This window comes from Streptomyces sp. NPDC001157 (assembly GCF_053598255.1).
Genome location: NZ_JBSFJW010000001.1, coordinates 231,059 through 256,641, shown reverse-complemented (window position 1 = coordinate 256,641; position 25,583 = coordinate 231,059). Strand labels below are relative to the sequence as shown.

Annotated in this window: 24 protein-coding genes, 1 tRNA gene and 1 pseudogene; 12 read left to right on the top strand and 14 right to left on the bottom strand. The window is 70.2% G+C overall.

All coding sequences use genetic code 11. The features are described from left to right. Positions 1 to 310 precede the first annotated feature (310 nt). Positions 311 to 1,234 carry a transketolase family protein gene (locus ACWDAG_RS01070; protein WP_450693469.1) on the bottom strand — a complete coding sequence of 308 codons (924 nt, stop codon included), beginning with the start codon at positions 1,232 to 1,234 and terminating at the stop codon, positions 311 to 313. Between the two features lie 73 nt (positions 1,235 to 1,307). Continuing rightward, positions 1,308 to 2,015 (bottom strand): transketolase, encoded by a 708-nt coding sequence (locus ACWDAG_RS01065; protein ID WP_450693468.1) that lies wholly within the window; start codon positions 2,013 to 2,015, stop codon positions 1,308 to 1,310. Between the two features lie 157 nt (positions 2,016 to 2,172). Between ACWDAG_RS01065 and ACWDAG_RS01060 the strand changes: the two genes are divergently transcribed. Beyond that, positions 2,173 to 2,246, top strand: a tRNA-Pro gene (locus ACWDAG_RS01060). A gap of 346 nt (positions 2,247 to 2,592) precedes the next feature. After that, positions 2,593 to 3,879 (top strand): diaminopimelate decarboxylase, encoded by a 1,287-nt coding sequence (lysA, locus tag ACWDAG_RS01055; protein ID WP_450693467.1) that lies wholly within the window; start codon positions 2,593 to 2,595, stop codon positions 3,877 to 3,879. Between the two features lie 9 nt (positions 3,880 to 3,888). Here lysA and ACWDAG_RS01050 read toward each other — a convergent pair whose 3' ends face one another. The 8 genes from ACWDAG_RS01050 to ACWDAG_RS01015 all read right to left on the bottom strand — a co-directional run bounded on the left by ACWDAG_RS01050 (position 3,889) and on the right by ACWDAG_RS01015 (position 12,304). Beyond that, entirely contained in the window at positions 3,889 to 5,046 is a 1,158-nt protein-coding gene (locus ACWDAG_RS01050; protein WP_450693466.1) for a hypothetical protein, read from the bottom strand. 274 nt (positions 5,047 to 5,320) lie between these two features. Next, the gene (locus ACWDAG_RS01045; RefSeq protein ID WP_450693465.1) at positions 5,321 to 5,995 is read right to left on the bottom strand and encodes an aggregation-promoting factor C-terminal-like domain-containing protein; all 675 of its coding nucleotides are present in this window, start codon (positions 5,993 to 5,995) and stop codon (positions 5,321 to 5,323) included. 244 nt (positions 5,996 to 6,239) lie between these two features. Then, on the bottom strand, positions 6,240 to 7,700 hold the full coding sequence (locus tag ACWDAG_RS01040; protein ID WP_450693464.1) for an amino acid permease: 1,461 nt from the start codon (positions 7,698 to 7,700) through the stop codon (positions 6,240 to 6,242). 196 nt (positions 7,701 to 7,896) lie between these two features. Beyond that, the gene (locus ACWDAG_RS01035; protein ID WP_450693928.1) at positions 7,897 to 8,784 is read right to left on the bottom strand and encodes a PucR family transcriptional regulator; all 888 of its coding nucleotides are present in this window, start codon (positions 8,782 to 8,784) and stop codon (positions 7,897 to 7,899) included. An 89-nt stretch (positions 8,785 to 8,873) separates the two neighbouring features. After that, positions 8,874 to 9,530, bottom strand: a complete 657-nt coding sequence (locus ACWDAG_RS01030; RefSeq protein ID WP_450693463.1) for a hypothetical protein — start codon at positions 9,528 to 9,530, stop codon at positions 8,874 to 8,876. Between the two features lie 83 nt (positions 9,531 to 9,613). Then, complete coding sequence (locus ACWDAG_RS01025) at positions 9,614 to 10,735, bottom strand: PP2C family protein-serine/threonine phosphatase (RefSeq protein ID WP_450693462.1); 1,122 nt, start codon at positions 10,733 to 10,735, stop codon at positions 9,614 to 9,616. 114 nt (positions 10,736 to 10,849) lie between these two features. Beyond that, positions 10,850 to 12,037, bottom strand: a complete 1,188-nt coding sequence (locus ACWDAG_RS01020) for an SPFH domain-containing protein (protein ID WP_450693461.1) — start codon at positions 12,035 to 12,037, stop codon at positions 10,850 to 10,852. A 15-nt stretch (positions 12,038 to 12,052) separates the two neighbouring features. After that, on the bottom strand, positions 12,053 to 12,304 hold the full coding sequence (locus tag ACWDAG_RS01015; RefSeq protein WP_450693927.1) for a hypothetical protein: 252 nt from the start codon (positions 12,302 to 12,304) through the stop codon (positions 12,053 to 12,055). Between the two features lie 290 nt (positions 12,305 to 12,594). Between ACWDAG_RS01015 and ACWDAG_RS01010 the strand changes: the two genes are divergently transcribed. Together ACWDAG_RS01010 and ACWDAG_RS01005 are read left to right on the top strand one after the other, a co-directional pair. Then, complete coding sequence (locus ACWDAG_RS01010; protein WP_450693460.1) at positions 12,595 to 13,512, top strand: SGNH/GDSL hydrolase family protein; 918 nt, start codon at positions 12,595 to 12,597, stop codon at positions 13,510 to 13,512. Positions 13,513 to 13,647: 135 nt separating this feature from the next. Further along, entirely contained in the window at positions 13,648 to 14,808 is a 1,161-nt protein-coding gene (locus tag ACWDAG_RS01005) for an acyltransferase family protein (protein ID WP_450693459.1), read from the top strand. Here the strand turns inward: ACWDAG_RS01005 and ACWDAG_RS01000 are convergent. Further along, positions 14,805 to 14,942 (bottom strand): hypothetical protein, encoded by a 138-nt coding sequence (locus ACWDAG_RS01000; RefSeq protein WP_450693458.1) that lies wholly within the window; start codon positions 14,940 to 14,942, stop codon positions 14,805 to 14,807. The genes ACWDAG_RS01005 and ACWDAG_RS01000 overlap by 4 nt on opposite strands. A gap of 286 nt (positions 14,943 to 15,228) precedes the next feature. On the opposite strand from ACWDAG_RS01000, the pseudogene ACWDAG_RS00995 reads away from it, so the two are divergent. Then, positions 15,229 to 15,776 (top strand): annotated as a pseudogene (locus ACWDAG_RS00995) (DUF1062 domain-containing protein). Positions 15,777 to 15,832: 56 nt separating this feature from the next. On the opposite strand, the gene ACWDAG_RS00990 reads toward ACWDAG_RS00995, so the two are convergent. Next, the gene (locus ACWDAG_RS00990; protein ID WP_450693457.1) at positions 15,833 to 16,300 is read right to left on the bottom strand and encodes a winged helix-turn-helix transcriptional regulator; all 468 of its coding nucleotides are present in this window, start codon (positions 16,298 to 16,300) and stop codon (positions 15,833 to 15,835) included. Positions 16,301 to 16,401: 101 nt separating this feature from the next. Here ACWDAG_RS00990 and ACWDAG_RS00985 point away from each other — a divergent pair, with 101 nt between their 5' ends. From ACWDAG_RS00985 to ACWDAG_RS00955, 7 genes are all read left to right on the top strand, one after another. Further along, positions 16,402 to 16,896, top strand: coding sequence for a PaaI family thioesterase (locus tag ACWDAG_RS00985; protein ID WP_450693456.1), 495 nt, complete (start codon positions 16,402 to 16,404; stop codon positions 16,894 to 16,896). Between the two features lie 204 nt (positions 16,897 to 17,100). After that, positions 17,101 to 18,192, top strand: coding sequence for an FAD-dependent oxidoreductase (locus tag ACWDAG_RS00980; protein WP_450693455.1), 1,092 nt, complete (start codon positions 17,101 to 17,103; stop codon positions 18,190 to 18,192). 9 nt (positions 18,193 to 18,201) lie between these two features. After that, positions 18,202 to 18,684 carry a helix-turn-helix domain-containing protein gene (locus ACWDAG_RS00975; protein WP_450693454.1) on the top strand — a complete coding sequence of 161 codons (483 nt, stop codon included), beginning with the start codon at positions 18,202 to 18,204 and terminating at the stop codon, positions 18,682 to 18,684. A gap of 122 nt (positions 18,685 to 18,806) precedes the next feature. Continuing rightward, on the top strand, positions 18,807 to 21,560 hold the full coding sequence (locus tag ACWDAG_RS00970) for an MGH1-like glycoside hydrolase domain-containing protein (protein WP_450693453.1): 2,754 nt from the start codon (positions 18,807 to 18,809) through the stop codon (positions 21,558 to 21,560). After that, entirely contained in the window at positions 21,557 to 23,005 is a 1,449-nt protein-coding gene (locus tag ACWDAG_RS00965) for an alpha-amylase (RefSeq protein WP_450693452.1), read from the top strand. Before ACWDAG_RS00970 ends, ACWDAG_RS00965 begins: the two co-directional genes overlap by 4 nt. A 57-nt stretch (positions 23,006 to 23,062) precedes the next feature. Beyond that, complete coding sequence (locus tag ACWDAG_RS00960; RefSeq protein WP_450693451.1) at positions 23,063 to 23,725, top strand: NUDIX domain-containing protein; 663 nt, start codon at positions 23,063 to 23,065, stop codon at positions 23,723 to 23,725. An 89-nt stretch (positions 23,726 to 23,814) separates the two neighbouring features. After that, positions 23,815 to 24,798 carry an aldo/keto reductase gene (locus ACWDAG_RS00955; protein WP_450693450.1) on the top strand — a complete coding sequence of 328 codons (984 nt, stop codon included), beginning with the start codon at positions 23,815 to 23,817 and terminating at the stop codon, positions 24,796 to 24,798. A gap of 11 nt (positions 24,799 to 24,809) precedes the next feature. On the opposite strand, the gene ACWDAG_RS00950 is transcribed toward ACWDAG_RS00955, so the two are convergent. Next, positions 24,810 to 25,139, bottom strand: a complete 330-nt coding sequence (locus ACWDAG_RS00950) for a TfoX/Sxy family protein (RefSeq protein ID WP_450693449.1) — start codon at positions 25,137 to 25,139, stop codon at positions 24,810 to 24,812. Positions 25,140 to 25,145: 6 nt separating this feature from the next. Then, positions 25,146 to 25,286 (bottom strand): hypothetical protein, encoded by a 141-nt coding sequence (locus ACWDAG_RS00945; RefSeq protein WP_450693448.1) that lies wholly within the window; start codon positions 25,284 to 25,286, stop codon positions 25,146 to 25,148. Positions 25,287 to 25,583: the final 297 nt, after the last annotated feature.

Here is a 25,583-nt window from a genome sequence, read left to right as displayed (position 1 = left end):
GGATCGGGGTACGGGGGCGGCAGGCCGGCGGCTGCGTTCGCAGACGACAGGCTGACGGCGCGCATCCGCCTGCTCGCCTCGCTCTCTCCCACACCGACATGCCCAGCTGCCACGCGCCAACGCCCTGACTCGCAGCCGCCGCCTTGGTTCACCAGTGCTCGGTGCCGGCTCACCCGGCGGCATCCCGGGCCACGCGGTGACGCTCCGGGCCACGCGGCGGCCATCCCGGGCCACGCGGCGGCATCCCGGGCCACGCGGTGACGCCCCGGGCTACCCGGTGATGCCCCCGGCCACCCGCCGGCGCCCCGCCTCACCCGACCCGGGCACCCACCCGCCCGCCTGATACAAAGCTGCCGATCCGCTCCCGCAGTGATCGGGCGTCCAGGCCGCGCGCGGCCACGTGCTCCTCGATGCGGCCGTACCGGCGAAGCTCACTGCGGCCCACGCCGAGCCCCAGCACACGGTGGGGGACGTCGGACAGCGCGTCGTTCGCGGCGGCCGTCGACGTGCCCGCCAGGTACGGCTCGACGAGGACGACATCCGTCCCGGCCGTCTCCGTCGCCCGGCGCAGTGCGGCCGAGTCGAAGGGGCGCACGGTCGTCGCGTACAGCACGGTCACGTCGAGCCCCGCCGTGGCGGCGAGCACGGCGTCCAGCATCGGTCCGACGGCGACGACAATGCCGGAGCGACCTTCGCGGACGGTGAGGAAACGCTCGCCGTCGACCGGAAGCCCCTCCGTGTTCGACTGCACGGACAACCTCACGTACACCTTGTCGTCGCCCGCGGCGACCGCATGCCGCAGCAGCGTCTCGGCCTCGTCGGGATGCCCGGGCACGTGCACGATCCAGCCGTCCAGGGTGTCGAGGAGGGCCACGTCGCCGGGAGCCATGTGCGTGTATCCACCCGCCGGCCAGTCGAAGGACCCGGCGGCACTGACCAGCACCGCACCCACGTTCTGATGCCCCAGATCCAACTTGACCTGCTCGAAGGGGCGCTCGACGAGGAAGCTGGCGAAGGTGTGCACGACGGGCCGCAGCCCGGTCAGTGCCAGCCCCGCACCGGCCCCGATCAGCAGCTGCTCGCGGATGCCGACATTGAGCACCCGGTCCGGATGTCGCCGCTGTGCCTCGGCGAAAGCGTCCCTGCCGATCTCGGCGAGGACGACCGCGACCCGCGGATCCTCGTCGAGCAGCCGTGAGACGACGGGGGCGAAACGGTCACGCATGGTGTCCATGGATGGTCTGGCCTTTCTGGTGGTGGAGCAAATACCGCAGGAGGAAGCGGGTCTCAGGAGGAGGAAGCGGGTCTCAGGCGCTCTTCGGCTCCACCTGTGCCACGACGACATGCGGGCGGCCCGGATGCGGAGCGGTGAAAGCGGCATGGAGCGCTTCGTGATCGCGACCGTCGACCGTGACCGCGGACCAGCCCGCGGCCTCGAAACGGGCGGCGATGCCGCCGGGCCGGGCATGGCTGGCGGAGGAGTTGTCGACGACGACGGTGTGCAGTTGCCCGAGCCCGGCGGGCCCCGCGAAGGCGATCGCCTCGTGATTGCTGCCCTCGTCCAGCTCGGCGTCCCCGATCAGCACCCAGACCCGCGGCTCGTGCAAGCCCTGCGCACGCAGCCCCAGCGCCGTACCCACAGCGATCGGCAGCCCGTGCCCCAACGACCCACTGCCGATCTCGGCCCCCGGCACGAGCACACGGTCCGGATGGTGCCCGAGCGGAGAGGCGTACGTCCCGAACCCGGGCAGCCAGTCCACGGGCACAAAGCCCTTGGCGGCGAGCACCGCGTAGTACGCCATCGGGCCATGCCCCTTCGACAGCAGAAACCGGTCCCGCGCCGGGTCGGCCATCCGCTCCGGCCCAACCCGCAGCACCCGGTCGTACAGCACCCACAGCACGTCCAGCGTGGACGTCGCCGCCGGGCCGTGCTTCTCGTCGCCCGTCATCAGCTCCATCAGCCTGGGCAGGTCCTCGTACGTGTACGTACGCCGCTGTTCCTCGGTGATCGTCATGCGGACGATCGTGCAACCTCAACCAAACTTCAGGTCAAGTGCCGCCGCGGACTGCTCCCCGGCGGCCCCAGACAAAAGCCATGCGCGACCATCGACCCGAGTGCGGTATGGTTTCCATGCACGTCCGGTCAGGGGAAACCCCAGGTCAGACGGGCACCGGGACGTGGCGCAGCTTGGTAGCGCACTTGACTGGGGGTCAAGGGGTCGCAGGTTCAAATCCTGTCGTCCCGACGGTGCGAAGGGTCTTCGCAGGCAGGAGCCTGCGAGGGCCCTTCTTCTGTGTGGGCCGTCTCCGGCTTCGAGGTTGAATCAGTCGGGAGGCCTCGCCTTCCCTGACGGCTCCCGGTGTGGGTACCCGTCGACCCGGCGGCGCTCGCCGAGCGGGCGCGCAACCGACTGCGCCGTCACTCACCGAAGATCGAGACGAACCCCGCCGACGAGCAGCTGGTGAATCTGCGGACATGGTCGGGCGGGGTAGAGGGGCAACTGTGCGTCGCTCCATACGATGTGGCGTAGTGTCACAAACAGATCGGTGAGTTGCTGCTCAGCCCGCACTGCCAGGGGAGAAGGGTCTCCAATGGACGTATCACCCACCCTTTCACGGGACTGCACCACGCCCACGCCGGTGCGATACATCGACGGCGTCCTGTGCCTGGACGGGCTGCCGCTCGACCGGGTCGTGGCCGGGGTCGGTACTCCCGCGTATGTCTACTCGCTGGACGCCATGGTGGCGAACCTGGTCCGGGTCCGGGAGGCGTTCGCGTCGCTGGGCGGGAGTGTCTCGTACTCCGTGAAAGCCAACTCCAATCAGGCGGTCCTGACCAGGTTCGCGGCGCTGGGGTCGGGGTTCGATGTGGTGAGCGGTGGCGAGCTGAGCCGTGTGCTGGACGCGGGCGGGGACCCTGCGCAGACCACCTTCGCGGGCGTGGGGAAGACGGATGAGGAACTGCTGCTGGCCGTCCGTCACGGGGTGCTTGTCAATGTGGAGTCGGCCGATGAGCTGGACGCACTGCAGAGGATCGCGCGGGGCGCGGGGCGCAGGGTACGGGTGGGGCTGCGGATCAATCCCGCGGTGACGGTGGCGACGCTGGCGCCCATGCAGACCGGGAGCGCGCGGGCGAAGTTCGGGGTTCCGGCCGACGAGGCACGGGAGTTGCTCGACGGCTTCGCGGCCGGGCGGTACCCGGATCTGGAACCGCTGGGCGTGCACATGCATGTGGGCTCGCAGGTGCCGGAACCGGCGGGGATGGTGCGGGCCACCGAAGTGCTGCTGGATGTGCTGGAGTACGCGCAGCAGGTGGGCCTGGTCGGCTTCCGGCGGCTGGACATCGGGGGCGGTTTCCCCATCGACCACGGCGGGGAGAGCGTGCCGGGGCCGGAGGAGTTCGCGGCCGCGCTGGCTCCGCTGCTGTCCGGGCGCGAGGACCTCGATCTGTTCCTGGAGCCCGGCCGGTCGGTCGCCGGCCCGGCCGGTGTGCTGGTGGCCAAGGTGCTGTACCGCAAGCATCGGCCCGGTCGCCGGATGCTGGTCCTGGACACGGGGATGCACCACTTCATTCGCCCGGCCCTGTACCGTACGTCGGCCCATCGCATCGTGCCCGTGCGGGAAGCGCCCTCGGTGGGGCCGACCGAGGTGGTCGGTCCGGTGTGTGAGTCGACCGACACGTTCGCCCAGGACGCGCAACTGCCCGACCTCGTCCCCGGTGACCTGGTCGCCTTCCTGGACGCGGGGGCGTACGGGATGGTGATGGCCTCCAACTACAACACCAACCGGCGTCCCCCGGAGATCATCGTGGAGGGCGGCAGCCCGCGAGTCGTACGCCCGCGCGAGGACTGGCGCGACCTGTACGCCTCGGAGGGCTGATTCACCGCGTCAGACGGGATCGGGATCGGGTTCGGGCCGGGGCGGTTCACCGGTTTGCCCGTCGACCGACTGCCGCAGGCCGTTGAGGCCTTCGGACCAGGGACTCCATGCGAAGGCGAACATCGACTCGGGCAGGATCATCCCGGAGCAGCGGATCTCGTCGTTGAGCAGGTTGAGCTGGCTGACCGTCGACTGTGAGGCCAGGTTGGCGATCGGCATGAGCTGGTAGTCCTGGAAGCCGATCGCCCGGAACGAGAAGTCGTACGTGCGGGCGGACGAGCGCCATACGTAGTTGTCGTGCCGGTTGCACAGCTGCCGGTGTGTGTAGGTGACCCAGGCCTGTTCGCCGGGCTGCATCAGCATCTGCTGGCAGGTCACGTCGAACTCCAGCCAGAGCGTGCCGTTCGAGCTGTCGGTGAGCGATATGCCGCCGAGGTCGGGTTCGATCCGCAGGGGCACGGCGTGGCTGGGCAGCACCACTTTGATGCTGGGCTGCAGCACGTGCCGTACCCAGACCAGGCACTCCTCCGTGGACAGCCGCCCGGCTCGGAAGCGCCGGGTGAGTTCGGTGTTCGCCGGGATGGGGATCAGCTGGGAGTGGATGACGCCGTCGCCGTTGATCCGTACCGGGCGGCGGGAGGTGTTGGCGTCGGTACGGTAGGTGAAGGACGCCTTGATCCGCAGCACGCTGTCCGGCAGCGGCGGCGCGGAGTCGGCGAACCGTTCCTGCGCCGGCTGGTCCGACAGTTCGATCTCGGCCCGGTAGCTGCTGCGCGGAGGTGCGGCGAGTGTCGCCACCAGCCAGTCCACGGCCTGCGACACACCACCGTCGTTGGGGAAGCGGGCCCGGACGGCGCGCTTGAGGTGACGTTCCTGCTCCAGACTGCTGAGCTGACTCAGATATCCGTCGCTGGAGAGCAGGGCGGCGACCAGCTCCTGGGTCGCGTACCGCTTGAGGTTGATCAGATCGAGGATCAGAGCCACCGCACCGGCCTGGACCAGGGTGTTGCCAAGCAGGTTCAGGTACTGGTTCGCAGTCGAGCCGTCGGGCCCGGAGTGGTGGAGCGTCGCCAACCACAGCCAGCTTCCGGAAATGAGCAGGAGCGCGCTGATCAGCAACGCCTTCTCCCGTACCAGCCCCCATTGCGCCCGCGAACGTCCAGCCATGCTGCCTCCCCCGGTTCCCTGGTCCGTACCGTGTCCAGTATCCAGTGCGCATACGGGGCACGACAGGCCTTCGAACCTTCAAGTGCCCGAGCTGGTAGCGGAGTTGGCGACGAGGTACCCCCAGAGCGCCGCTCCCGGCTGTGCGCCGGTTCGCCGTAGGCGCGATCGGTGCGGGAGAGCAACCAGCCCAACTACCTGTCTACGGGGCGGGAAGGCTTGGCGGGAGCTGAACCGGCGGGGCCACCAAGTGGCCCCGCTGCACCGTCGAGCGACTTCAGTACGCGTGGTGGGTCTGCCAGAAGGCCCAGGCCTGGCAGGGGCTGCCGTACGTGCTGTTCATGTAGTTCAGGCCCCACTTGATCTGGGTGGCCGGGTTGGTGTGCCAGTCGGAGCCGACGGAAGAGTACTTGTAGCCGGGCAGTGCCTGCATGAGGCCGTAGGCGCCGGAGGAGGCGTTGAGGGCCTGCATGTTCCAGCCGGACTCGCGGTCCACGATGTTGCTGAAGCACTGGAACTGGCCGCTGGGCACGATCTGCCGGGCTATCGCCTGGATCTCGGCGACGGTGTACGAGCTCTTGGTCGGGACGACGGCGCTGCTGTGCTCGGTGGCCGCCTTGGCTTCGGTCCGCTCCTTTGCCGCCTTCTCCGCGGCTTCCTTCTTCGCGACCGCGGTCGCTGCGGCAGCCTTGCGGGCCGCCTGCTCGGCGTCCTTCCTGGCGCTCGCGTCCGCCTGGACGGCCTGGACGTCGGCCTGCTGCGTCAGGGACGCGGTCTGAACCTGGGCCTGCTGCCCCGCGGGCAGATCCGCGAGCAGCGTCGAGTCGGCTGCCGTCGCTTCGGCGTCGTTCGTGTGCGTGGTGCCGGGCGAGGTGGCTCCGACGACGCTTCCGACAGCGGTGACGGCGGAGGCCGAAGCCACTGCCAGTCCCCGGACCGAAATCGGGCTCACACGTCTTCCTTCCGCTTCGCCCGTGAGGCCATGCCGTGACGTGTACGGGCAACTCGCTTACTGATTCCAGCAGTTCGAACACTCTGCCGTGTGGGGGCGGGGGGCGCAATGGTGAAGGAGGTGTGGATGCTCACATCCGATGTCAGTTGTCAGTGAAACCCCCGCCTGATGCGGGCAGTTGACGCGCCGTGGCTCCCCGCCACAGCAGCGGGGAGCCACGAAACCATGCAGCAGTTCGCTGCGGTTACTGGGACACGAGTGCGTCCCGAGTGCCGTTCCGGCGGATGCGTTCGCGAACCAGGGAGATCGCGATCACCAGCGCGGCGACGAGCACCGAGAGCAGTACCTGGATGCGTCCGCCGCCCTTGCTGTCGTCCGTGAGCATGTAGAGGAGGACGAACGAGATCATGCCGATGGTGGCCCAGGTCAGGTACGGGAAGAGCCACATGCGGACGACGAGCTTCTCCGGGGTCTCGCGCAGGATGATCCCCCGCATCCGCAGCTGCGAGAAGCAGATGACCAGCCAGACGAAGAGCGCGACCGCGCCGGAGGAGTTCAGCAGGAACTGGAAGACGGTGTCCGGCCACAGGTAGTTGAAGCCGACCGCGACGAAGCCGAAGGCCACCGAGGCCAGGATCGCGGGCTGCGGCACGCCGCGGGAGTTCGTCCGTACGAAGGAGCGCGGGGCGTCGCCGCGCTGTCCGAGGGAGAACGCCATCCGGGAGGCTGTGTAGAGGCCGGAGTTGAGACAGGACAGCACGGCGGTCAGCACGATGAAGTTCATGATCTGGCCGGCGTGCGGGATGCCGATCGAGTCGAGGGCCGCAACGTACGAGCCCTTCTTGGCGATCGCGGGGTCGTTCCACGGCAACAGCGAGACCACGACGAGGATCGATCCGACGTAGAAGACGCCGACCCGCCAGATCACGCTTCGAGTGGCCTTGGCGACCGCCTGTCGTGCGTTGGCGGACTCGCCGGCGGCGAGGGTGACGATCTCGCTGCCCATGAAGGAGAAGACGACCAGCAGGATGCCGGTGAGGATCGCACCGGGCCCGTTCGGCAGGAAGCCGCCGTGCGCGGTGAGGTTGGTGAAGCCCGTCGCGGCATGGTCGGAGCCGGGCAGCACACCGAAGATCGCCAGGCCGCCGAGGACGATGAAGCCGGTGATGGCGACGACCTTGATGCCGGCGAACCAGAACTCGAACTCCCCGAAGGAGCCGACCGAGGCCAGGTTCGTGATGGTGAGCACGACCATAACGATCAGCGCCCAGGCCCACTGCGGTACGGCGGGCACCCACCCCTCCAGGATCACGGCACCCGCGGTCGCCTCCACGGCGAGCACCACGACCCAGAAGAACCAGTACAGCCAGCCGATCGAGAACCCGGCCCAGCGGCCGAGCGCCCGGTCCGCATAGGCGGAGAAGGAGCCGGAGGTCGGGTTCGCCGCGGCCATCTCGCCGAGCATCCGCATCACGAACACGACCAGGGCGCCGACCAGCGCGTACGAGAGCAGGATGCCGGGCCCGGCGGCGGCGATGCCGGAGGCGGACCCGACGAAGAGCCCGGCGCCGATCACCCCGCCGATGGCGATCATCGACAGATGGCGGTTCTTGAGGCCAGGCCGCAGAGTGGCCTGATCGGGAGTCTGACCACTGGCGGGAGGAGCGGTGGCAGAAGCCACAGCACCAGGGGGACGTGTAGTCATGTCGACATCCATTGAGTGGTGGGGAGGGCCGCGGGGGAGGGGCCCGCGCCGCGTTCCGTTCCCTTGCGGGAAGTGATCCGTTTCACTGGCGGAAATGGATTTGCGCAAGCGTATGGGCGGCCGCGAGGGGACGTGTTTGTTCCCGGGGACGAAGTAGTCCTCGATGGTTGTACGGCCGGACAATGCGAAGCAGGGCTCAGGCGCCGGGCGGCAGCCGCAACTGGAGCATGGCCAGCAGTCGCTGGTCGGGGCGGCTCAGGTCGAGACCGGTGAGTTCCTCGGCCCGGCGGATGCGGTAGCGCAGCGTGTTGCGGTGCACATGCAGCTCGGCGGCGGCCGCTCGGACGTCGCCGAAGCAGTTGAGGTAGGCCAGCAGCGACTCGGCGAGCCGGCCCTGGTGCCGGCTGTCGTGGGCGACCAGCGCGGTCAGCCGTGGGTCGCGTATCTCGGGGTGGGCGGAGAGCAGTGTCAGCATTTCGCTGATCAGGACTTCCGCCTGGATGTCCGGCAGCGCGGCGACCGCGGCGGCGACGCCGGCGCCCAGCATCGCGTCGAGGATGCGGTCGGCCTCACGGCGCGAGTCGGGGGTCTGACCGAGCCCGGGAACCAGGCAGCCGATCGAGCCGCGCAGCGGCAGGCCCAGATACCGGCGGGCGGTGTCGGCGATCTCCTGAGCCCAGCTGCGCAGGGTCTCCGTGTCGATGCCGCGGGGCAACTGCGGCAGCAGTACATAGATCCGGGGGTCGACCTGGGTCACCAGAGCGCTGCGGTGCCGGGCGGCGATCTGCACCGAGATGAGGTTGGTGACCTCGGTGTGGGTCAGTTCGGGAGCGGTGACCGCCTCGGCGGTGCCGTACGAGAAACCCAGGACGGCAGCTGGGCGGCCGGCGTCGAGACCGAGATGGGTGGCCAGCGGCTGCGGGCCGGTGCTGCCCTCCAGCAGTCCGGCCAGCAGTGTGCGGGTGAGGGTCAGGTCGTCGGAGAGTTCCCGGCGGCGGCGCGCCAGATGGTGCGCGGCGACCCGGGCGGCACCCAGCAGCGCCCGCTCCGAGTGCTCGGACAGCGGCGTCGAACCCTCCTGCACCCAGATGGTCCCCAGCTGCCGCTCCCCGGAGCGGATGGCCACCGCGAGGCGGCGGCGGATGCCCAGCTCCGGGTGGCTGTCGATGCCGATCACCTTGTCGCTGGAGTGCAGGTGCTGGAACACGCCCCACTCGCGCAGCTTCGCCAGATACGCCTCAGGGCCCTGCCAGCCGAGGATGGAACGCCGCCGCAGGTCGTCGATCTCGTCGGAGTCGGTGGAGCGCGAGTAGGCCAGCACCCGGTTGGCGGCGTCCTCGATGCTGACCCGATGCCGCCGGTCAGCAGGGCGGTCGTCTGGACGAGCGAGAACAGATCGCCCTCCTCGGCCGCTGCCTCGTACTCACCCGGCGGTGCGTCGTCGAGGGCGGCGCGGGCCGGCGCGTTCACCTGCTCCCAGCGTGCCTCGCCGCGCAGCGACAGCAGGGCGACCCCGGCCTCGGCGGCGGTCTCGCTGAGGGCGGCGGCCCGGCCGGCTCCGGCCGGTTCGACCAGGACGGCGGCGGCTCCGTCGCGTCCGGCGGCCCGCAGTACGGGACGGGCGGCCCGGCCCCGGGCACCGATGGCGAGGACCAGCTCGCCCGGCTGCGCCGTCGGCGGGTCCTCGGGGTCGAGCAGCGCCACGCCCTGGATCTCGACGTCCAGTCCGGCGGGAGCGGCCTGTACCTCCACCAGTGAGTCACCCAGGGACATCAGCAACCGGCGCAGGCTGACGCCCGCAGGGAGCGGGGAGACCGCGGCCGGATCCATGTCTGTCGCCTCTGCTGAGGGCCATGCCGGAGCTCTGATGCCAACCGGCTCGGCCAGGCGGGCCGCACCGGAGCACGGTGTGCTCAGTGGCGCGGGGAGCGGCGGACGGTCAGGACGGCGATGTCGTCGTGCCGGCGGTCGGCGTCGGTGAACGCGAGGGCGTCCTCGTGCAGCGCCCGGGGCAGCTCGGTGGGGGGAAGTCCGAGGTGCTTCGACAGTCGCTCGTCGAGCGGGTAGAACGTGCCGTCGTCGGCGCGGGTCTCGGTGAGGCCGTCCGTGGTCAGCAGCAGCGTCGAACCGGCCGGGAAGTCGAACCATTCCACGGTCGTGGGTTCCGCGGCCAGTTCGGCGAGACCGAGCGGGACACCGGAGTCCAGCGGCGGCGTGGTGACCAGGCCCTCGTGCATCAACCGGGGAGGAATGTGGCCGCAGTTGACGACCTGCACCTCGCTGCCGGCGTCGACGCCGAGGATGAGGGCGGTGACGAACCGCTCGTCGTCGCCGGTCTGTTCGGCGTACGAGTTGTGGCGGACGACCGCCGCGTCCAGGGCGTCGACGAGCGCGGTGAGCGTGGGTTCCCGGTGGGCCGCCTCACGGAAGGCGCCGATGACGGCGAAGGCGGCGCCCACGGCGGCCAGCCCCTTGCCCTGCACGTCGCCGATCAGCACCCGGGTACCGAAGGGCGAGTCGACGACGTCGTAGATGTCGCCGCCGACGAGCCGGTCCTCCTGTACGGGCTCGTAGACGCCGTTGACCAGCACGTCGTCGGTGACCAGGGGCAGCGGGTGCAGGATGTGCCGTTGCATGGCCGCGGCGGTCGAACGCAGCCGCAGCATCTCGTGCTCGCGCCTGATGCGCCGATGACAGGCGTAGACGGAGGCCACCCCCAGCGCGAGGGTGAACAGGACCAGCAGCAGCCGGTCGAGCCAGTGCCCGCCGACCGGGGCCCGCACCACCGCGGTGGTGGTGACGACGAGCGAGGTCCACGCGGCGACGAACCCCGTCTGCCGCACGGTGCACAGCGCCGACGCCGTCCCCGGCAGGAAGACCAGCAGCCCGAGCAGCCACACCTCGGACCCGGACAGCACCCCCAGGACCTCCACCAGCAAGGTCACCGACACGACGCCGACGATCAGTTCGGTGTTGCTCGGCGGCTGGATGGCGTCGGAGACTTCGACGGGTCTCTTACGGCGGATACCGGTCATGGGGGGCTCCCGGTGAGGTGGGCCGCGCCCCAAAGGGGCGCGGGGAACTGCGCGACCAGCCACGACGGGCCCGCAGCCGGCATACGGCCCATCGCGGCCCATCCAGCGGAGCGCTCAGTCGACGTCGACCGGCCCGTCGTCCGACTTCCTCTCCTTGCCCGAGCGCAGCTGGAGCAGGCCGCTGCCGGGGTTCTCCTCGGGCCGGCGGCCGTCGGTGGCGTCCTGGCCGTTCAGGTTCTGCCGGACCGAGTCGAGGATGGTCAGGCCCTGGGAGACCAGGCCCGCGGCGATCTCGCCCAGGCCGTCCGCGCCGTTCAGGACGTTGACGTTGGCGCCCGCCAGGCCGCCTGCCGCCTCCTTCACGATCTGCGGGAGCTGGTCGATCAGCATCCGGTCGAGGGCGACCCGGTCGTACGAGGCCGCCGCCTCGGCCTGGATCTTCATGCGCTCCGCCTCCGCCGCGGCCAGCACCCTGACCCGCTCGGCCTCGGCCTCGGCGGGCTTCACGATCTCGGCGACCAGCTGCTGCTGACGCAGCTTGGCCTGGCGCTGCGCCAGCTCGGTCTGCGCGGCCAGCACCTCCTGCTGGGCGTGTGCCTGCGCCAGCGGTCCGGCCTGGGCCGCCTGTGCCTGGGCGCGGTCCACCTCGGCCGAGTACTCGGCCTTCACGATGGCGGTCTGCCGGGCGTACTCGGCCTGCTTGCGGGCCGCCGCCTGCTCCGCCTCGACCGAGGCCTGGGTGGCCTGGGCCTGGGCGATCTGGGCCTGCCGCTGGATGGCCGCCTTGTGCGGCGCGGACATCGCGTCGATGTAGCCGGCGTCGCCGTCGTCGATCGACTGGATCTGCAGCGAGTCCACGATCAGGCCGATCTTCGCCATCTCGGTCTTCGAGGTGTCCAGGACCTCCGCGGCGAGCTTCTGCCGCTCGGTCACGATCTCCTCGACCGTCATCGAGCCGATGATCGCCCGCAGGTGACCGGCGAAGATCCGGCCGGTCAGGACCGACATCTGCTCCTGGTCGGAGAGGAAGCGCTGGCCGGCGTTGATGATGCTCTCGTGGTCGTTGCCGACCTTGAACGCGATGACCGCGCGGACGTGCAGCGAGATGCCCTGCCGGGTCACACAGGTCTCGGTGACCTCGGACTCGCACATCGACAGGGTGAGGAAGCGGGTCTTGCGGAAGAACGGGATCACGAACTTGCCGTGGCCCGTCACCACTCGGAACGGCGCGCCCCCCAGTCCCCGCCTGCCTCCCGAGATCAACATCGCCTCGTCGGGAGCGGGAACGCGGTATCCGAACATGTTTCTTTCTACTCCTCAGTCTGCGCCGGCGGTGTCGCCGCCGAGCGCGTCCAATGGATCCACCCACTCGATGACGCCGACCTCACGACATCCGCGCGACTCGATCACCAGCACCGTCGCCCCCGTGGGCAGGGGATCTTCGGACCAGGCGAGGAAGGTCTCGGAACCGCCTCTGACCCGCACCAGGATTTCGCCGGGCCCCGCGGATCCGCGGGTTCCGACGAGCACCTTCCCCGTGCAGCCGATCACGGCTTCGTCCTGCGGCATCATGGCCGCTCTCCTATGTTCTGGCCCACGATTCAGACGATAGACCTACCTGGGTCGCGGACCCAACGGGGATGCCGATGCGGCGTGTGCCGCGGGGATGTAGACGCCCCTGAGCGGCGGGCGGTTCAGCCCCCGGAACCGATGGATCCCCTTTGCCGGGAAGGCCAGTTGCCCGCTTCCCGCCTCTGGCCCCGGAGACATACCGGGCGGTATACAGGCTGCGTCGCGTGTGACGCCCGCGCCTCGGTGCCGGCTCCGCGCGACATCCGGGTCTCAGGGGGAGGAATCGCATGGCCAACGACACGCGTTCGGGCTCAGCGGCGAGACGCCGACGGCGGGGGATGGCGGTGGGGGCGGCGCTCGGCGGCTGCGCTCTCGTCGCGGCGTCCACGACGCCTGCCGCGGCGTTCGGCGGGGGACACGGCCGGGACACCCGCTATGTGTCGCTCGGGGACTCCTACACGGCGGGCCCCCTCATCCCGCAGCAGGTGGACGCCAACTGTGCCCGCTCCGACCACAATTACCCCTCGATCGTGGCGGCGGCGCGAAAGGCGACCGCGTTCAAGGACGTCAGCTGCAGTGGAGCGACGACCGACAACATGTGGAAGGCGCAGGGCACCAACGGGCCCCAGTTGGACGCGCTGAACCGCGACACCGGTCTGGTGACGGTCCAGATCGGCGGCAACGACATCGGCTTCAGCTCGATCATCGGCACGTGCGCGCGCCTCAGCTCCCAGGACCCGACCGGCGACCCGTGCCGGCGCTACTACGCCTCGTCCGGCATTGACCAGCTCACGGTCGCCGTCGCACGGACCGCGCCGAAGATCGACGCGGTGCTGCGGGCCGTTCACACCAGGGCGCCGCACGCCCGGGTGCTCGTCGTGGGCTACCCCGACCTGCTGCCCGACGACGGCAGCGGCTGCTATCCCTCGGTGCCGTTCGCGGCCAAGGACTTCGCCTATCTGCGCGACACCGGCAAGCGACTGAACCTGATGCTGCGGCTGGTCGCCGAGTGGGACCGTGCGCAGTACGTCGACACCTACGGGCCCATGGTGGGCCACGACATGTGCAAGGCGCCCGACGTCCGCTGGATCGAACCGCTCCAGCCGGCCTCGCCCGCCGCCCCCGCGCACCCCAACGCCAAGGGTGAGGAAGCGATGGCGCGTGCCGTTCTCGAACGTCTGGACAGGGGGCGCGGCCGCGATTGAGCGGCTGTGGGGCCGAGGTTCGACCCCATTGGTGTGACGTGCGGTACGGGAATGAATGAAAGGTGCTGAACGGGCAACGTTCCCCTCCATGCCCCGCTTCATGCACAGCACGAACAGTCCCCTGCAGGTGATTCGATGACGACGGCGACCAGGGCGCCCCGGCCGCCGTCCACCACCGATTCCACGACCACCACCAGGAGTTCCCCGGCCGCTCCGGCGCCCTCGCTGCCGTCCCTCACCGGCCTGCGATGGATGGCCGCACTGCTGGTCTTCGGACTGCACGTGCGCAACTTCCACTATTTCGACGGCACCGCCGGCTCCCTCGTCACCTGGGCCTTCAGGGCCGGCGCGACGGGGGTGTCGTTCTTCTTCGTGCTGTCCGGGTTCGTCCTGACCTGGTCGGCCCGGCCGGGTGACCGGGCGCCCGCCTTCTGGCGTCGTCGCATCGCCCGCATCCTGCCGGTGCACCTGGTCACGGCCGCGATCGCGTTGCTCATGGCGTACACGCTGGCCCACCAGTCCAAGCCGTCCCTGAGCCAGGGACTGGCCAATGTGCTGCTGGTCCATTCCTGGTGGCGCCCATGGTGGCAGACGCTGGACCCGGTCAGCTGGTCACTGGCCTGCGAGGCCTTCTTCTACGCCGTCTTCCCGCTGCTGGCGCTGCTCCTGCGCCGTCTGGGCGCCCGCGGCTCGGCGGCGCTGGCCGGCGCATCGGTGCTGGCGGTGGTGGCACTGGCATGGGTGGACGCACACCACTGGCTGGACCAGCCCATCGCCTCGTTCCCCGCCGCGCGCCTGCCCGAGTTCGTCCTGGGCGTCGCCGTCGCCCGGCTGGTGCTGCTCGACCGTTGGCGCGGACCCGGCCTGGAGGCCTCCCTCGCCCTCGCGATCATCGGCTACTTCCTCGTCCCGCAGGTCACCGACGGCTACGCGCCCACCACCTGCACCGTCATCGGCTTCGCCCTGCTCATCCCGGCGGCCGCCGTCGCGGACCTGCGCGGACTGCCCTCGATGTGGCGCCACCGGCGACTGGTACGGCTGGGGGAGCTCTCCTTCGCCTTCTACATGGTCCACCTGCTCGTGCTGCGGGCCGGTACCAACCTGCTGGGCACGAAACCTCTCTTCGGCCCGACGGCGGGGCTGGCCGTCACCGCCATCGCCTTCGCCGTGTCGCTCGGCCTGTCCTGGGTCCTGTACGAGGCGGTGGAGCGCCCCGCAAGACGCCTGCTGCTGCGCCGCCGCCCCTCCGCCGAGCGCCGCTCCGTCGTCCGGCAGCCGGACGGCCAGGAGGCCTAGGTCGTACTGTCGCGCAGCAGGCGCAACTGGTGGGCGCAGGCGGACTCCATGCCCACGGCGTCGGTGAGGCGGGTCGTCGGGGACGGCGTCAGCGACGCCCCGGCCCTGGCCGCAGCCCACACCGGCGTCGCCATGGGCCGGGCGGCTGACCCTGGCGCCGGAGAACCGCGGACGCGGTCATCGTCCGGGACCTCGCAGGCACTCTGCCGCTGAACTGCCCCGCGGCGGATCCGAGTCGCTCGAAAACCAGTGGATCAGCGCCGCCGGCCTGCCTTACCGTGCTGCCGGACCAAGTCGCCCAGGCAAGGACGTGCCGTTGTACACCGTGTGAGACCTCCCGAGAGCTGATCTGTCGCGCGTCGCGCAGCTGCGCCGCGCTGCTTCTTGCTGCGGACTTCTCACTGAAACCGGTGTACTTCTGTGCTCAACACCTGGGTGGTCATGCCCACCTGCCTGCCGACCGTTCTCCGCCGTTGCCCCGCCTGCGCGTCCGAGCGCTTCCGGCCCAACGGCAAGTTCCGGGTCAACGCCAACCACAAGCTCCTCGACGCATGGCTCCTCGTGCTGTGCAGCGGTTGCGGGGACACGGCCAAACTCACGGTCCTGGAGCGGATGAACGTACGCTCCGTACGACCTGAGCTGCTGGACCGGATGCATGCCAACGATCCTGATCTGGCAGCCGAGTTGCTCCAGGATCCGGCCCTGCAGCGCCGTAATCGAATAGCCCTCGACTGGGCCGGAGCCTGGCACCTCGACACCGACGGATCGGATCATCTGGAGCGCGAGGCGATCGACGTCTCCGTCCGCTTCGCCGCGCGGATCCCGGTCCGGCCGGTGCGGCTGATCGCTGACGGTGCGGTCTGTCGCGGGCCGAGGTCGAGCGGCTGCTCGCGGAGGGGAAGCTCGTCTCGGCAGTCCGGCTGAGCGGCAAGCTGTCCGGCGACTTCACCTTCACGCTCAAGCGCTGAGCCCTCCTCGGGGCACGGGCCTGTCCGGCAGATCCGCCGGACAGGCCTTCGGGCTCTCAGGCCTGCAGGCGCGCCGCCGGCCCCGGTGTCACCGTGACATCCCTCGGGGAGAGCTCGGTGTGCTCGTCGGGGCACTCGACCACGACCCGCACGGGGGCGCCGCAGTCGCGGTGCCGGACCTCCAGGACCGGCCCCTCGGGATCCCCGACGTACATCTCGCCCCACTGCCGCAGCGCCACGATGACCGGCCACAGATCGCGGCCCTTGGGGGTGAGGCGGTACTCGTAGCGGGTCCGGCTGCCGTGCTCCTGGTAGGGGACCGTCCGCAGGATCTCGGCCGCGACCAGCTTGCGCAGGCGGTCGGAGAGGACCGCCTCGGACAGTCCCACATGACGGCGGAAGTCGTCGAAGCGGCGCACCCCGTTGAAGGCGTCGCGCAGGAGCAGCAGTGACCACTTCTCGCCGATCAGGTTGAGGCTGCGCTGGATCGGGCAGTTCTCGGTGCTCATCTCGAGCCACTTCATACCGCCATGGTAGGACACCTGACTTCTGCATTGACAGTCAGCTGACCGCAGGGCTAGCTTCGAGAAACATAGTCAGTGGGCCAGGGAGGAAGCGCAGCCGCATGGAACGCTCTCGTACGTACGACTGGGACGACCCCGCGATCTCGGCGGCCGCCGTCGGGCAGGGCTCCGGCCTGCACTTCCTTCGCGAGATCCTTGCCGGCCGGCTGCCCGCGCCGCCGATCGGCGCCACGCTGGGCATGTCGATCGAAGAGGTCGACCACGGCCACGCGGTGTTCTCCCTGGAGCCGGGCGAGGAGCACTACAACCCCATCGGCAGCGTCCACGGAGGCATCTACGCCACGATGCTCGACTCCGCGGCCGGCTGCGCCGTCCAGTCCACCCTGCCGCCGGGCATGGGCTACACCTCGCTCGACCTGACCGTGAAGTTCCTGCGCCCGATCACGGCCGACACGGGCAAGGTCCGCGCGGTCGGCAGTGTCCTCAACAGCGGCCGGCGCACGGCGCTCGCCGAGGCGCGGCTCCTCGACTCGGCGGACCGCCTGCTCGCACACGCCACCAGCAGCTGCATGCTGTTCCCGGTACCGGGAACCTGAGCCCAACTCCCGCCCTACTCCGCCCTGTTGCTGCTTGTGGTCGGACTCGCTGGCTCGGCCCGGCTGGGAGAGCGACGTCTGGACCGGGCGGGCGTAGGCAGCTGGTCCGTGAGCGCCCCAGGACATGGTTGCCCTTACCATCGAATCCGCCGCCATGGCCCGCGTCCCGCTCGCGGGTATGAACTGGATCCCTGGGGAGGGCCCGTGATCGCCGTCGTGGGTGCCGGGCTGATGGGTGCGGCCACCGCCTGGCAACTGGCCCGGCGCGGCCACGAGGTCACGCTGATCGAGGCGTACGACATCGGCCACAAGCACGGCAGCTCGCACGGCAGCTCACGGATCGTCCGGCGGGCGTACGCCGACCCCTTCTACGTGCACCTGACCGGACAGGCGTACGAACAGTGGCGGGAACTGGAGCAGGACAGCTCAACTCCCTTGCTGCGCACGACCGGTGGCCTCGACATGGGGGAGGACCACGACCCGAAGGCGATCGCCGAGCTCCTCTCCGCGGCCGGAGTGCCGCATGAGCTCCTCGGCCCTGAAGAGGCCTCCGAGCGCTGGCCCTGCATCCGCATCACGGGCCCGGTGCTCCATCATCCCGACGCGGGCGTCATCGATGCCGACCAGACCGTGGCGGCCTGCGTCCGGCAGGCGTGCGAGCACGGCGCGGAAGCGATCATCGGTACACGTGTCACGGGCATCGACGTCCAGGGCACTCCCGAGAAGGTGCTCCTGCGCACCGACGACGGCCGCGAGGTCCTCGCGGACACCGTGGTGATCGCCGCCGGGGCGTGGCTGCCCGAGCTCGGACTGCCCGTCCCGCTGCCGCCGCTGGAGGTGACCCAGCAGCAGGTCTTCCACTTCCCGCGGCGGGATCCGTCCGTGCAGTGGCCGACACTGATCTGGGACGGGGAGCTGCGTCTCTACGGCCTGCCCTCGGGAAGCGACGGTGGCCCGCTGCCCACGTACAAGGTCGCCGAACACGACCGCGGCACGCCCACCACCGCCCGCACCCGCAGCGGGGTCGTCGACGCGTCGTCGCGGACGCGGGTCAGCGGCTTCGTCCGCGACCGTCTCCCCGGCCTCGCCCCCGACCCCGTCGCCGAGGCCACCTGCCTCTACACCACCACCCCCGACGAGGACTTCGTCCTCGACCGCCACGGCCCTTTCGTCATCGTCTCCCCGTGCTCGGGTCACGGCGCGAAGTTCACCCCGCTCATCGGCGCGATGGCGGCCGACCTCGCGACCGGCCGCGCGGAGCCCCATCCCCGCTTCCGGCTGGGGCGCACGGCGTAACACGCGCCGGTGACCGGGCACGACACCCCCGCAGAGGAGTTCGAGAACTCCGAGCGGATCGGCATCTCCAAGACCATGCTGTCGAAGATCGAGAACGCCTGGACGGCGTGCAGCCTCACCACCCTCTCCCGGCTGGCACGCGGTCTCGACGTGCCGGTCAACGCCCCGTTCCGCAGCATGGACGACGAGGGCGAGGCGGCCTTCGTCCCGGCCGGAGACGGGGCCCGGATCGTCCCGCGGGGCACCAAGGCCGGCCACGACTACGCCCGGCGCGGCTCGCCCGGGCGCCCACAAGCGGATGGACGCCCCTGCTGGCCACCCTTACCGAGGACAGCTCGATGGGGCGGGCCTTGTTCCGGAAGCCGGAGTTCCGGAGCAGCCCGGCGAGGAGCCGAGCACCGAGGAACCGAGTACGGAGGAGCCGTCGAGACAGGTGCCGATGACGTCTCGGCCCAGCACACCGCCCACAGCCCCACGATCTCCTGGACCTGATTCACCGCACCGGTGTCGTCCTCGTCGGACAGGGAAGTCCCCCCTCCGCCGCGCACCCATTGCGGGCCCGTCCGGGACGTCCGAGTCTGGGAACAATGCCGGGCTGGGCGGAGGAGGCGGCGATGGCGGAGGACAGCGGCACGGTGGGCGCCGAGCGGCGGCGGCTGGCGGAGGCCGACGCGTCCCGGGCGGCCTGGCGCCGCTGGGGCCCCTACCTCAGCGAACGCCAGTGGGGGACCGTCCGGGAGGACTACAGCCCCGACGGCGAGGCCTGGTCGTACTTCACCCATGACCAGGCACGCTCCCGCGCCTACCGCTGGGGCGAGGACGGCATCGCCGGTGTCAGCGACGACAAGCAGCGGCTGTGCTTCGCGCTCGCCCTGTGGAACGGCCGCGACCCGATCCTCAAGGAGCGGATGTTCGGCCTGACCAACACCGAGGGCAACCACGGCGAGGACGTCAAGGAGTACTACTTCCACCTCGACAGCACGCCCACCCACTCGTACATGAAGTACCTGTACAAGTATCCGCAGGGCGAGTACCCCTACGCCGACCTCGTCAACACCAACAAGGCCCGCGGCCGCCGCGACTTCGAGTACGAGCTGCTCGACACCGGCATCTTCGACGAGGACCGCTACTTCGACGTGTTCGTCGAGTACGCCAAGGCCGGCCCCGAGGACCTCCTGATCGAGATCACCGCACACAACCGCGGCCCCGACGAGGCCACCCTGCACCTGCTACCGACCCTCTGGTTCCGGCACACCTGGTCGTGGGCCGGTGGCACGGCCGTCCCGAGCCTGCGCCGGGCGGGGAACGCCGTCCGCGCCGACCACGACGAACTCGGCCCACGGTGGCTGTACTGCGACACCGACGCACCCGCCCTGTTCACCGAGAACGAGACCAACAACCAGCGCATCTTCGGCAGCCCGAACAGCACGCCCTACGTCAAGGACGGCATCGACCGTTGCGTCGTCCACGGCGAGACCGGTGCCGTCAACCCCGCACAGACCGGCACCAAGGCCGCCCTCCACCACACCCTGCTCGTCCCCGCCGGTGACAGCGTGACCGTGCGGCTGCGGCTGTCCGACACCGAACTCGCCGATCCCTGGGCGGAGTTCGCGGCCACCCTGGACATCCGCCGGACCGAGGCCGACGCCTTCTACGAGGACGTCGTCCCCGACGGCATGGGCGAGGACGAGCGCCGACTGGTGCGCCAGGCACTCGCGGGCATGCTGTGGAGCAAGCAGTACTACTACCTCGACGTCGAGCGCTGGCTGGCCGAGCACGGCGTCGACCCCCTTGCAGCCGACCCCGGCATCCGCAACAGCGCCTGGTACCACATGGTCAACGACGAGGTCATGTCGATGCCGGACACCTGGGAGTACCCCTGGTTCGCGGCCTGGGACCTCGCCTTCCACACCCTCGCCCTGTCCATGGTCGACATCGGCTTCGCCAAGGGCCAGCTGGAGCTGCTCCTGCGCCGCCTCTACCTCCACCCCAACGGCCAGATCCCCGCGTACGAATGGAACTTCGGCGACGTCAACCCGCCCGTGCACGCCTGGGCGGTCCTCTTCGTCTACGAACTCGAGAAACACCGCACCGGCCACGCCGACCGGGCCTTCCTGGAGAACGCCTTCCAGAAGCTGACGAAGAACTTCACCTGGTGGCTCAACCGCAAGGACGTCGACGGCAACAACGTCTTCCAGGGCGGCTTCCTCGGCCTCGACAACATCGGCGTCTTCGACCGCAGCGCGCCCCTGCCCACCGGCGGCCACATCGACCAGGCCGACGGAACGGCATGGATGGCGCTGTACTGCCAGAACCTCCTCGACATCGCCATCGAACTCGCCGTCGACAACCCCGTCTACGTCGAGCAGGCGCAGATGCTCTTCGAGCACTTCGCGTGGATCGCGGTCGCCATGAACCGCATCGGCAAGGACAACGCCAGCCTGTGGGACGAGGAGGACGGCTTCTTCTACGACGTGCTGCGGCTGCCCGACGGCAGCGCCACCCGGTTGAAGGTGCGGTCCCTGGTCGGCTTGATACCACTCGCGGCGACCAGTGTGATCGGCGGCCGCGCCGACCGCACCTTCCCCGAACTGGTGGCGGGAGCGAAGGAGTTCATCCGGCGACATCCGGCCGTCGAGGCCGTCGTCCAACAGCACGACCTGGGGACGGCAGACGAGAACGGCCGCTACCTCTTCGCCCTCTTCGGCGAGGACCGGCTGCGCCGCATCCTCGCCCGCATGCTCGACGAGGAGGAGTTCCTGGGTCCGCACGGCATCCGGTCCCTCTCCCGCTACCACGCCGAGCACCCGTACCACTTCGACGTCAACGGCCGGACGTACGGTGTCGGCTATCTGCCGGCCGAGTCCGACTCCGCCATGTTCGGCGGCAACTCCAACTGGCGCGGCCCCGTCTGGTTCCCGATGAACCTCCTCCTCATCCGCGCCCTGCTCAACCTGCACAGCTATCACGGCCCGGACTTCACCGTGGAGTGCCCGACCGGCTCCGGACGGCAGCTGAACCTCTACGAGGTGGCCCGCGAGATCTCCGACCGGCTCACCGCCACCTTCCTGACCGGGGAGGACGGCCACCGCCCGGTCCACGGCGCACAGCCCAAGTTCGCCAAGGACCCCCACTGGAAGGATCTGATCCTCTTCTACGAGTACTTCCACGGCGACAACGGCGCGGGCCTCGGCGCCTCCCACCAGACCGGCTGGACCGGGCTGGTGGCCGCCACCGCGACCCTCTTCCACGCGATCAGCGCCGACGACTGGCACCGCGGCGGCCGGGAGTCGCTGCGCTCCGTGAGGGAACAGGACGAGCGGGATGAACGGTTCGCGGGCTCGGGAGACGAGGAGCCCCTGTCATGACCGTCATCCACGAGATCAACACGCTTGTCTGGCTGGGCGAGTTGAGCGGGCGCCACGGGCGCCGGGTCACCCTGGGAGACGTCCCCGCCGAGGTCTGGGACGAGGTCGCCCGGCCCGGCATCGACACCGTCTGGCTGATGGGCGTCTGGGAGCGCAGCCCGGCCGGACTCGCGATCGCCCTGCGGGACGAGTCCCTGGTCGCGTCCTTCCGCCAGGCGCTGCCGGACCTGACCGAGGCGGACATCGCCGGATCCGCGTACTGCGTACGGAACTACGTGGTCGACGCCTCCCTCGGCGGCCCGGACGGCCTGGCCGAGGCGCGCGCCCAACTGGCCGCCCGCGGGCTGCGGTTGATCCTCGACTACGTGCCCAACCACGTGGCCCCCGACCACCCCTGGCTCACCGAGCACCCCGAGCGTCTGATCCAGGGCACCCGCGAAGACCTGGCCCGGTCACCCGAAGCCTTCCTCGACGTCGGCGGCCACATCTACGCCAACGGCCGCGACCCGTACTTCGCCCCCTGGCCGGACGTCGTCCAGCTCAACGCCTTCAGCGAGGACCTGCGCACGGCGGCAGTCGACACCCTCGTCTCCATCGGCGACCAGGCGGACGGCGTGCGCTGCGACATGGCGATGCTGCTGATGAACGACGTCTTCGCCAAGACCTGGGGCGACCGGGCGGGCCCGCTGCCCGCGGACGACTTCTGGCCGTACGTCGTCCCGCGGGTCCGGGCGCACCACCCCGACCTCCTCTTCGTCGCCGAGGCCTACTGGGACCTCGAATGGGCCCTCCAGCAACAGGGCTTCGACCACTGCTACGACAAGCGGCTCTACGACCGCCTCCTCCACGAGGACGCCGAGTCCACCCGCACCCACCTCCAGGCCGACCTCGGCTACCAGCGCGGCCTGGTCCGCTTCCTGGAGAACCACGACGAGCCGCGGGCCGCCGCCACCCTTCCGGGCGCGCAGCAGCGCGCCGCAGCCGTCACCGTCGCCACCCTGCCCGGTGCGACGCTCTGGCACGAGGGCCAGTTCGAGGGCCGCAAGGTCCGCCCACCCGTCTTCCTCGCCCGCCGCCCGCAGGAACCGCTTGACGAGCAACTCCGCACCTTCTACAGCCAGTTGCTCCCCGCCGCGGCCGCCGTACGCGAAGGCGACTGGCGCCTGCTCAACACCACCGGCTGGCCGGACAACGACACCCACCGCAACCTGCTCGCCTGGAGCTGGAGCAGCTCCAAAACGCGACACCTCGTGATCGTCAACTACTCCGACACCCCGTCCCAGGGACGAGTCCCCCTGCCCTGGCCCGACCTCGCCGGCCGCCCCTGCCGACTGACCGACCTGCTCACCGACCAGACCTACGACCGCGACGGCGACCGACTCCTCACCCCGGGCCTGTTCGTCGACCTGCCGGCCTGGCACTGCCACGTCCTGACCCCGAGCTGACCGGAGGCCGTGGTAGACAGCGACCATGACCTACGCACGCACCGCCGGCGGTCCGCGATGACCGCCGGCATCGACACCCCGGACCGGCGCGGCCGCACCGGCCTGGACCGCACCGGACTCGACCTGACCGGCAACCCCCGAGTGAAGGTGCGGGAGGTGGAACTGCTCTCCAGCCACTGGTACGTCGAGCGTGCCACCACCTTCGACTTCCGGCACGCCGACGGCACCTGGTCCACCCAGCAGCGCGAGACGCACGACCGCGGCAACGGCGCCACCATGCTGCTCTACGACACCGAACGCGAAACCGTCCTGCTCACACGGCAGTTCCGCTTCCCGGTGTACGTGAACGGGCACCCCGACGGCATGCTGGTCGAGACACCGGGCGGCCTCCTCGACGACGAGGACGAACACCCCGAACTCGCCGTGCGGCGCGAGGTGGTGGAGGAGACCGGCCACACCATCGGCGACGTCCAGCACGTCTTCGACGTCTATATGAGCCCGGGCTCGGTCACCGAACGGGTCAGCTTCTACGCCGCCGCCTACGGCCCCTCGACCCGCACTCACGAGGGCGGCGGCCTGGACGAGGAGGGCGAGGACATCGAGATCGTCGAACTCCCCTTCCGCCGGGCCCTGGAGATGATCCGCACCGGGGAGATCGTCGACGCCAAGACGATCATGCTGTTGCAGTGGGCGGCGCTTGAGGGCCCGTTCAGTAAGTAGTGCACGCGGGCCCCTTGACTTGAAGTGCGCTTCAAGCAGAAGACTCCCGTCCGTACCCGAAACCACGGGCACGGACGGGAGGACCCGGCATGAAGTACCGCACCATCGGAACAGACCCGCACACCAGCCGCGAGGTGAGCGTGCTCGCGCTCGGCGCGATGCTGTTCGGCTCACGGACGGACGAGGAGACGTCGTTCGCCCTGCTCGACCGGTACGTCGAGGCCGGCGGAAACTTCATCGACACGTCCGACAACTACGCCTTCTGGGAGGACGGTGGCCAGGGCGGCCAGAGCGAGGAACTCCTCGGCCGCTGGCGGCGCAGCCGCGGCATCGGCGAGGAGATCTTCATCGCGACCAAGCTCGGCGCCCGCCCGCTGGCCCCCGGCACCAGCTACATCGACAACCCGGAGGGCCTGTCGGCGAAGGTCATCCGCGAGTCCGCCGAACGCAGCCGCGAACGCCTCGGCGTCGACAAACTCGACCTGCTCTACGCCCATATCGACGACCCGACGGTGCCCCAGCGCGAGACGGTCGAGGGCTTCGCGGAACTGGTCGCCGAGGGCACGGCGGGACTGCTCGGCGTGAGCAACCAGGCCGCCTGGCGGGTGGAGCGGGCCCGCGCGATCGCCGCCGCGGCCGGGCTGCCGGGCTACGAGGTCCTCCAGTACGCGCACAGCTACCTGCGCCCGCGCTCCGACGTACCCGACGACTTGTTCCCGGACGGCAGCCTCGGCCATGCGGGACCCGATCTGCTGACGTATCTGCGGGCCGAGCCCACCCTGACCCTGGTCGCGTACTCACCGCTCCTGAGGGGCAGCTACACCCACCCCGACCGGCTGCCCGCGGACTACGACCACCCCGGCACCCCGGCCCGCCTCACCGTCCTGCACGAGATCGCCCGCGAGACCGGCGCCACCGCCAACCAGGTCGTCCTGGCCTGGCAGTTGGGCGCGGACCTCCCGATCATCCCGCTCGCCGGCGCCTCGACGCTCGCCCAACTGGACGAGAACCTGGCCGCGGTCGACCTGGAACTGACGGCGGAGCAGCGGGCCCGGCTGGACGCCGCGCACTGAGACCGCTCCCCTTACTTGGGCGGCAGACCCGCGGCGAAGGCGTACCCCTCGTCGATCCACGCGCCGAGTGTCTCGTCCTCGGTCACGGCCGAGGAGCCCACGACGACCCAGCCGCGCATCGGGCGGCCCGTCATGTCGAACAGACGGGCACCCGGCCGGGCCAGCGCGGTGTCCGTCGCGTCGGGGCCGGCGCGGACCATCAGGTCGTCCCCGGTCACGCCGACGGCCATGTTCCCGCGCAGCAGGAAGGCGATGCCGCCGAACATGTGCTTCTCGGCGACGTCGGGATCGGCGCCCAGGTGCAGCCGGATCCGTTCGGCGAGTCCTTCGTCGTACGCCATGGGGCCTCAATCCTCGGGTTCCGTGGGTTCCGCTCGTTGCGTGAGTCGGCGTTCGAGATCGCGGAGGCCCTTGCGCAGGGTGGAGCGAACGCGGGCCAGGGTGCCGGCCGGGTCCGGCTCGAAGGAGTACGTCACGTGCATGGGCATCGGGCCCGCCACCGACACCATGTCCAGCAGCCGGGGGAAGTCCCTGGGTCCAGTCCGCGTCGTGGCGCCACTCCATGGCGTACTCCGCCACCTGCTCGGGCGGCAGCGGGATCACGCGTGCCACGGACACGTCGATCGTCATCTTCCCAGGATCCCCGTGCCGGGCTGCGGGCGCGCGGCGTAAGGCATACGGCGTCCCGATATGACGGCTCCCTTACGCCTCCGCGCCAGAGCAGGACAAATCGCCGCCGCGGCGAGAGGCTGCTGCTGAGCCGCGGCTCGGACCGGCCCCGGCGA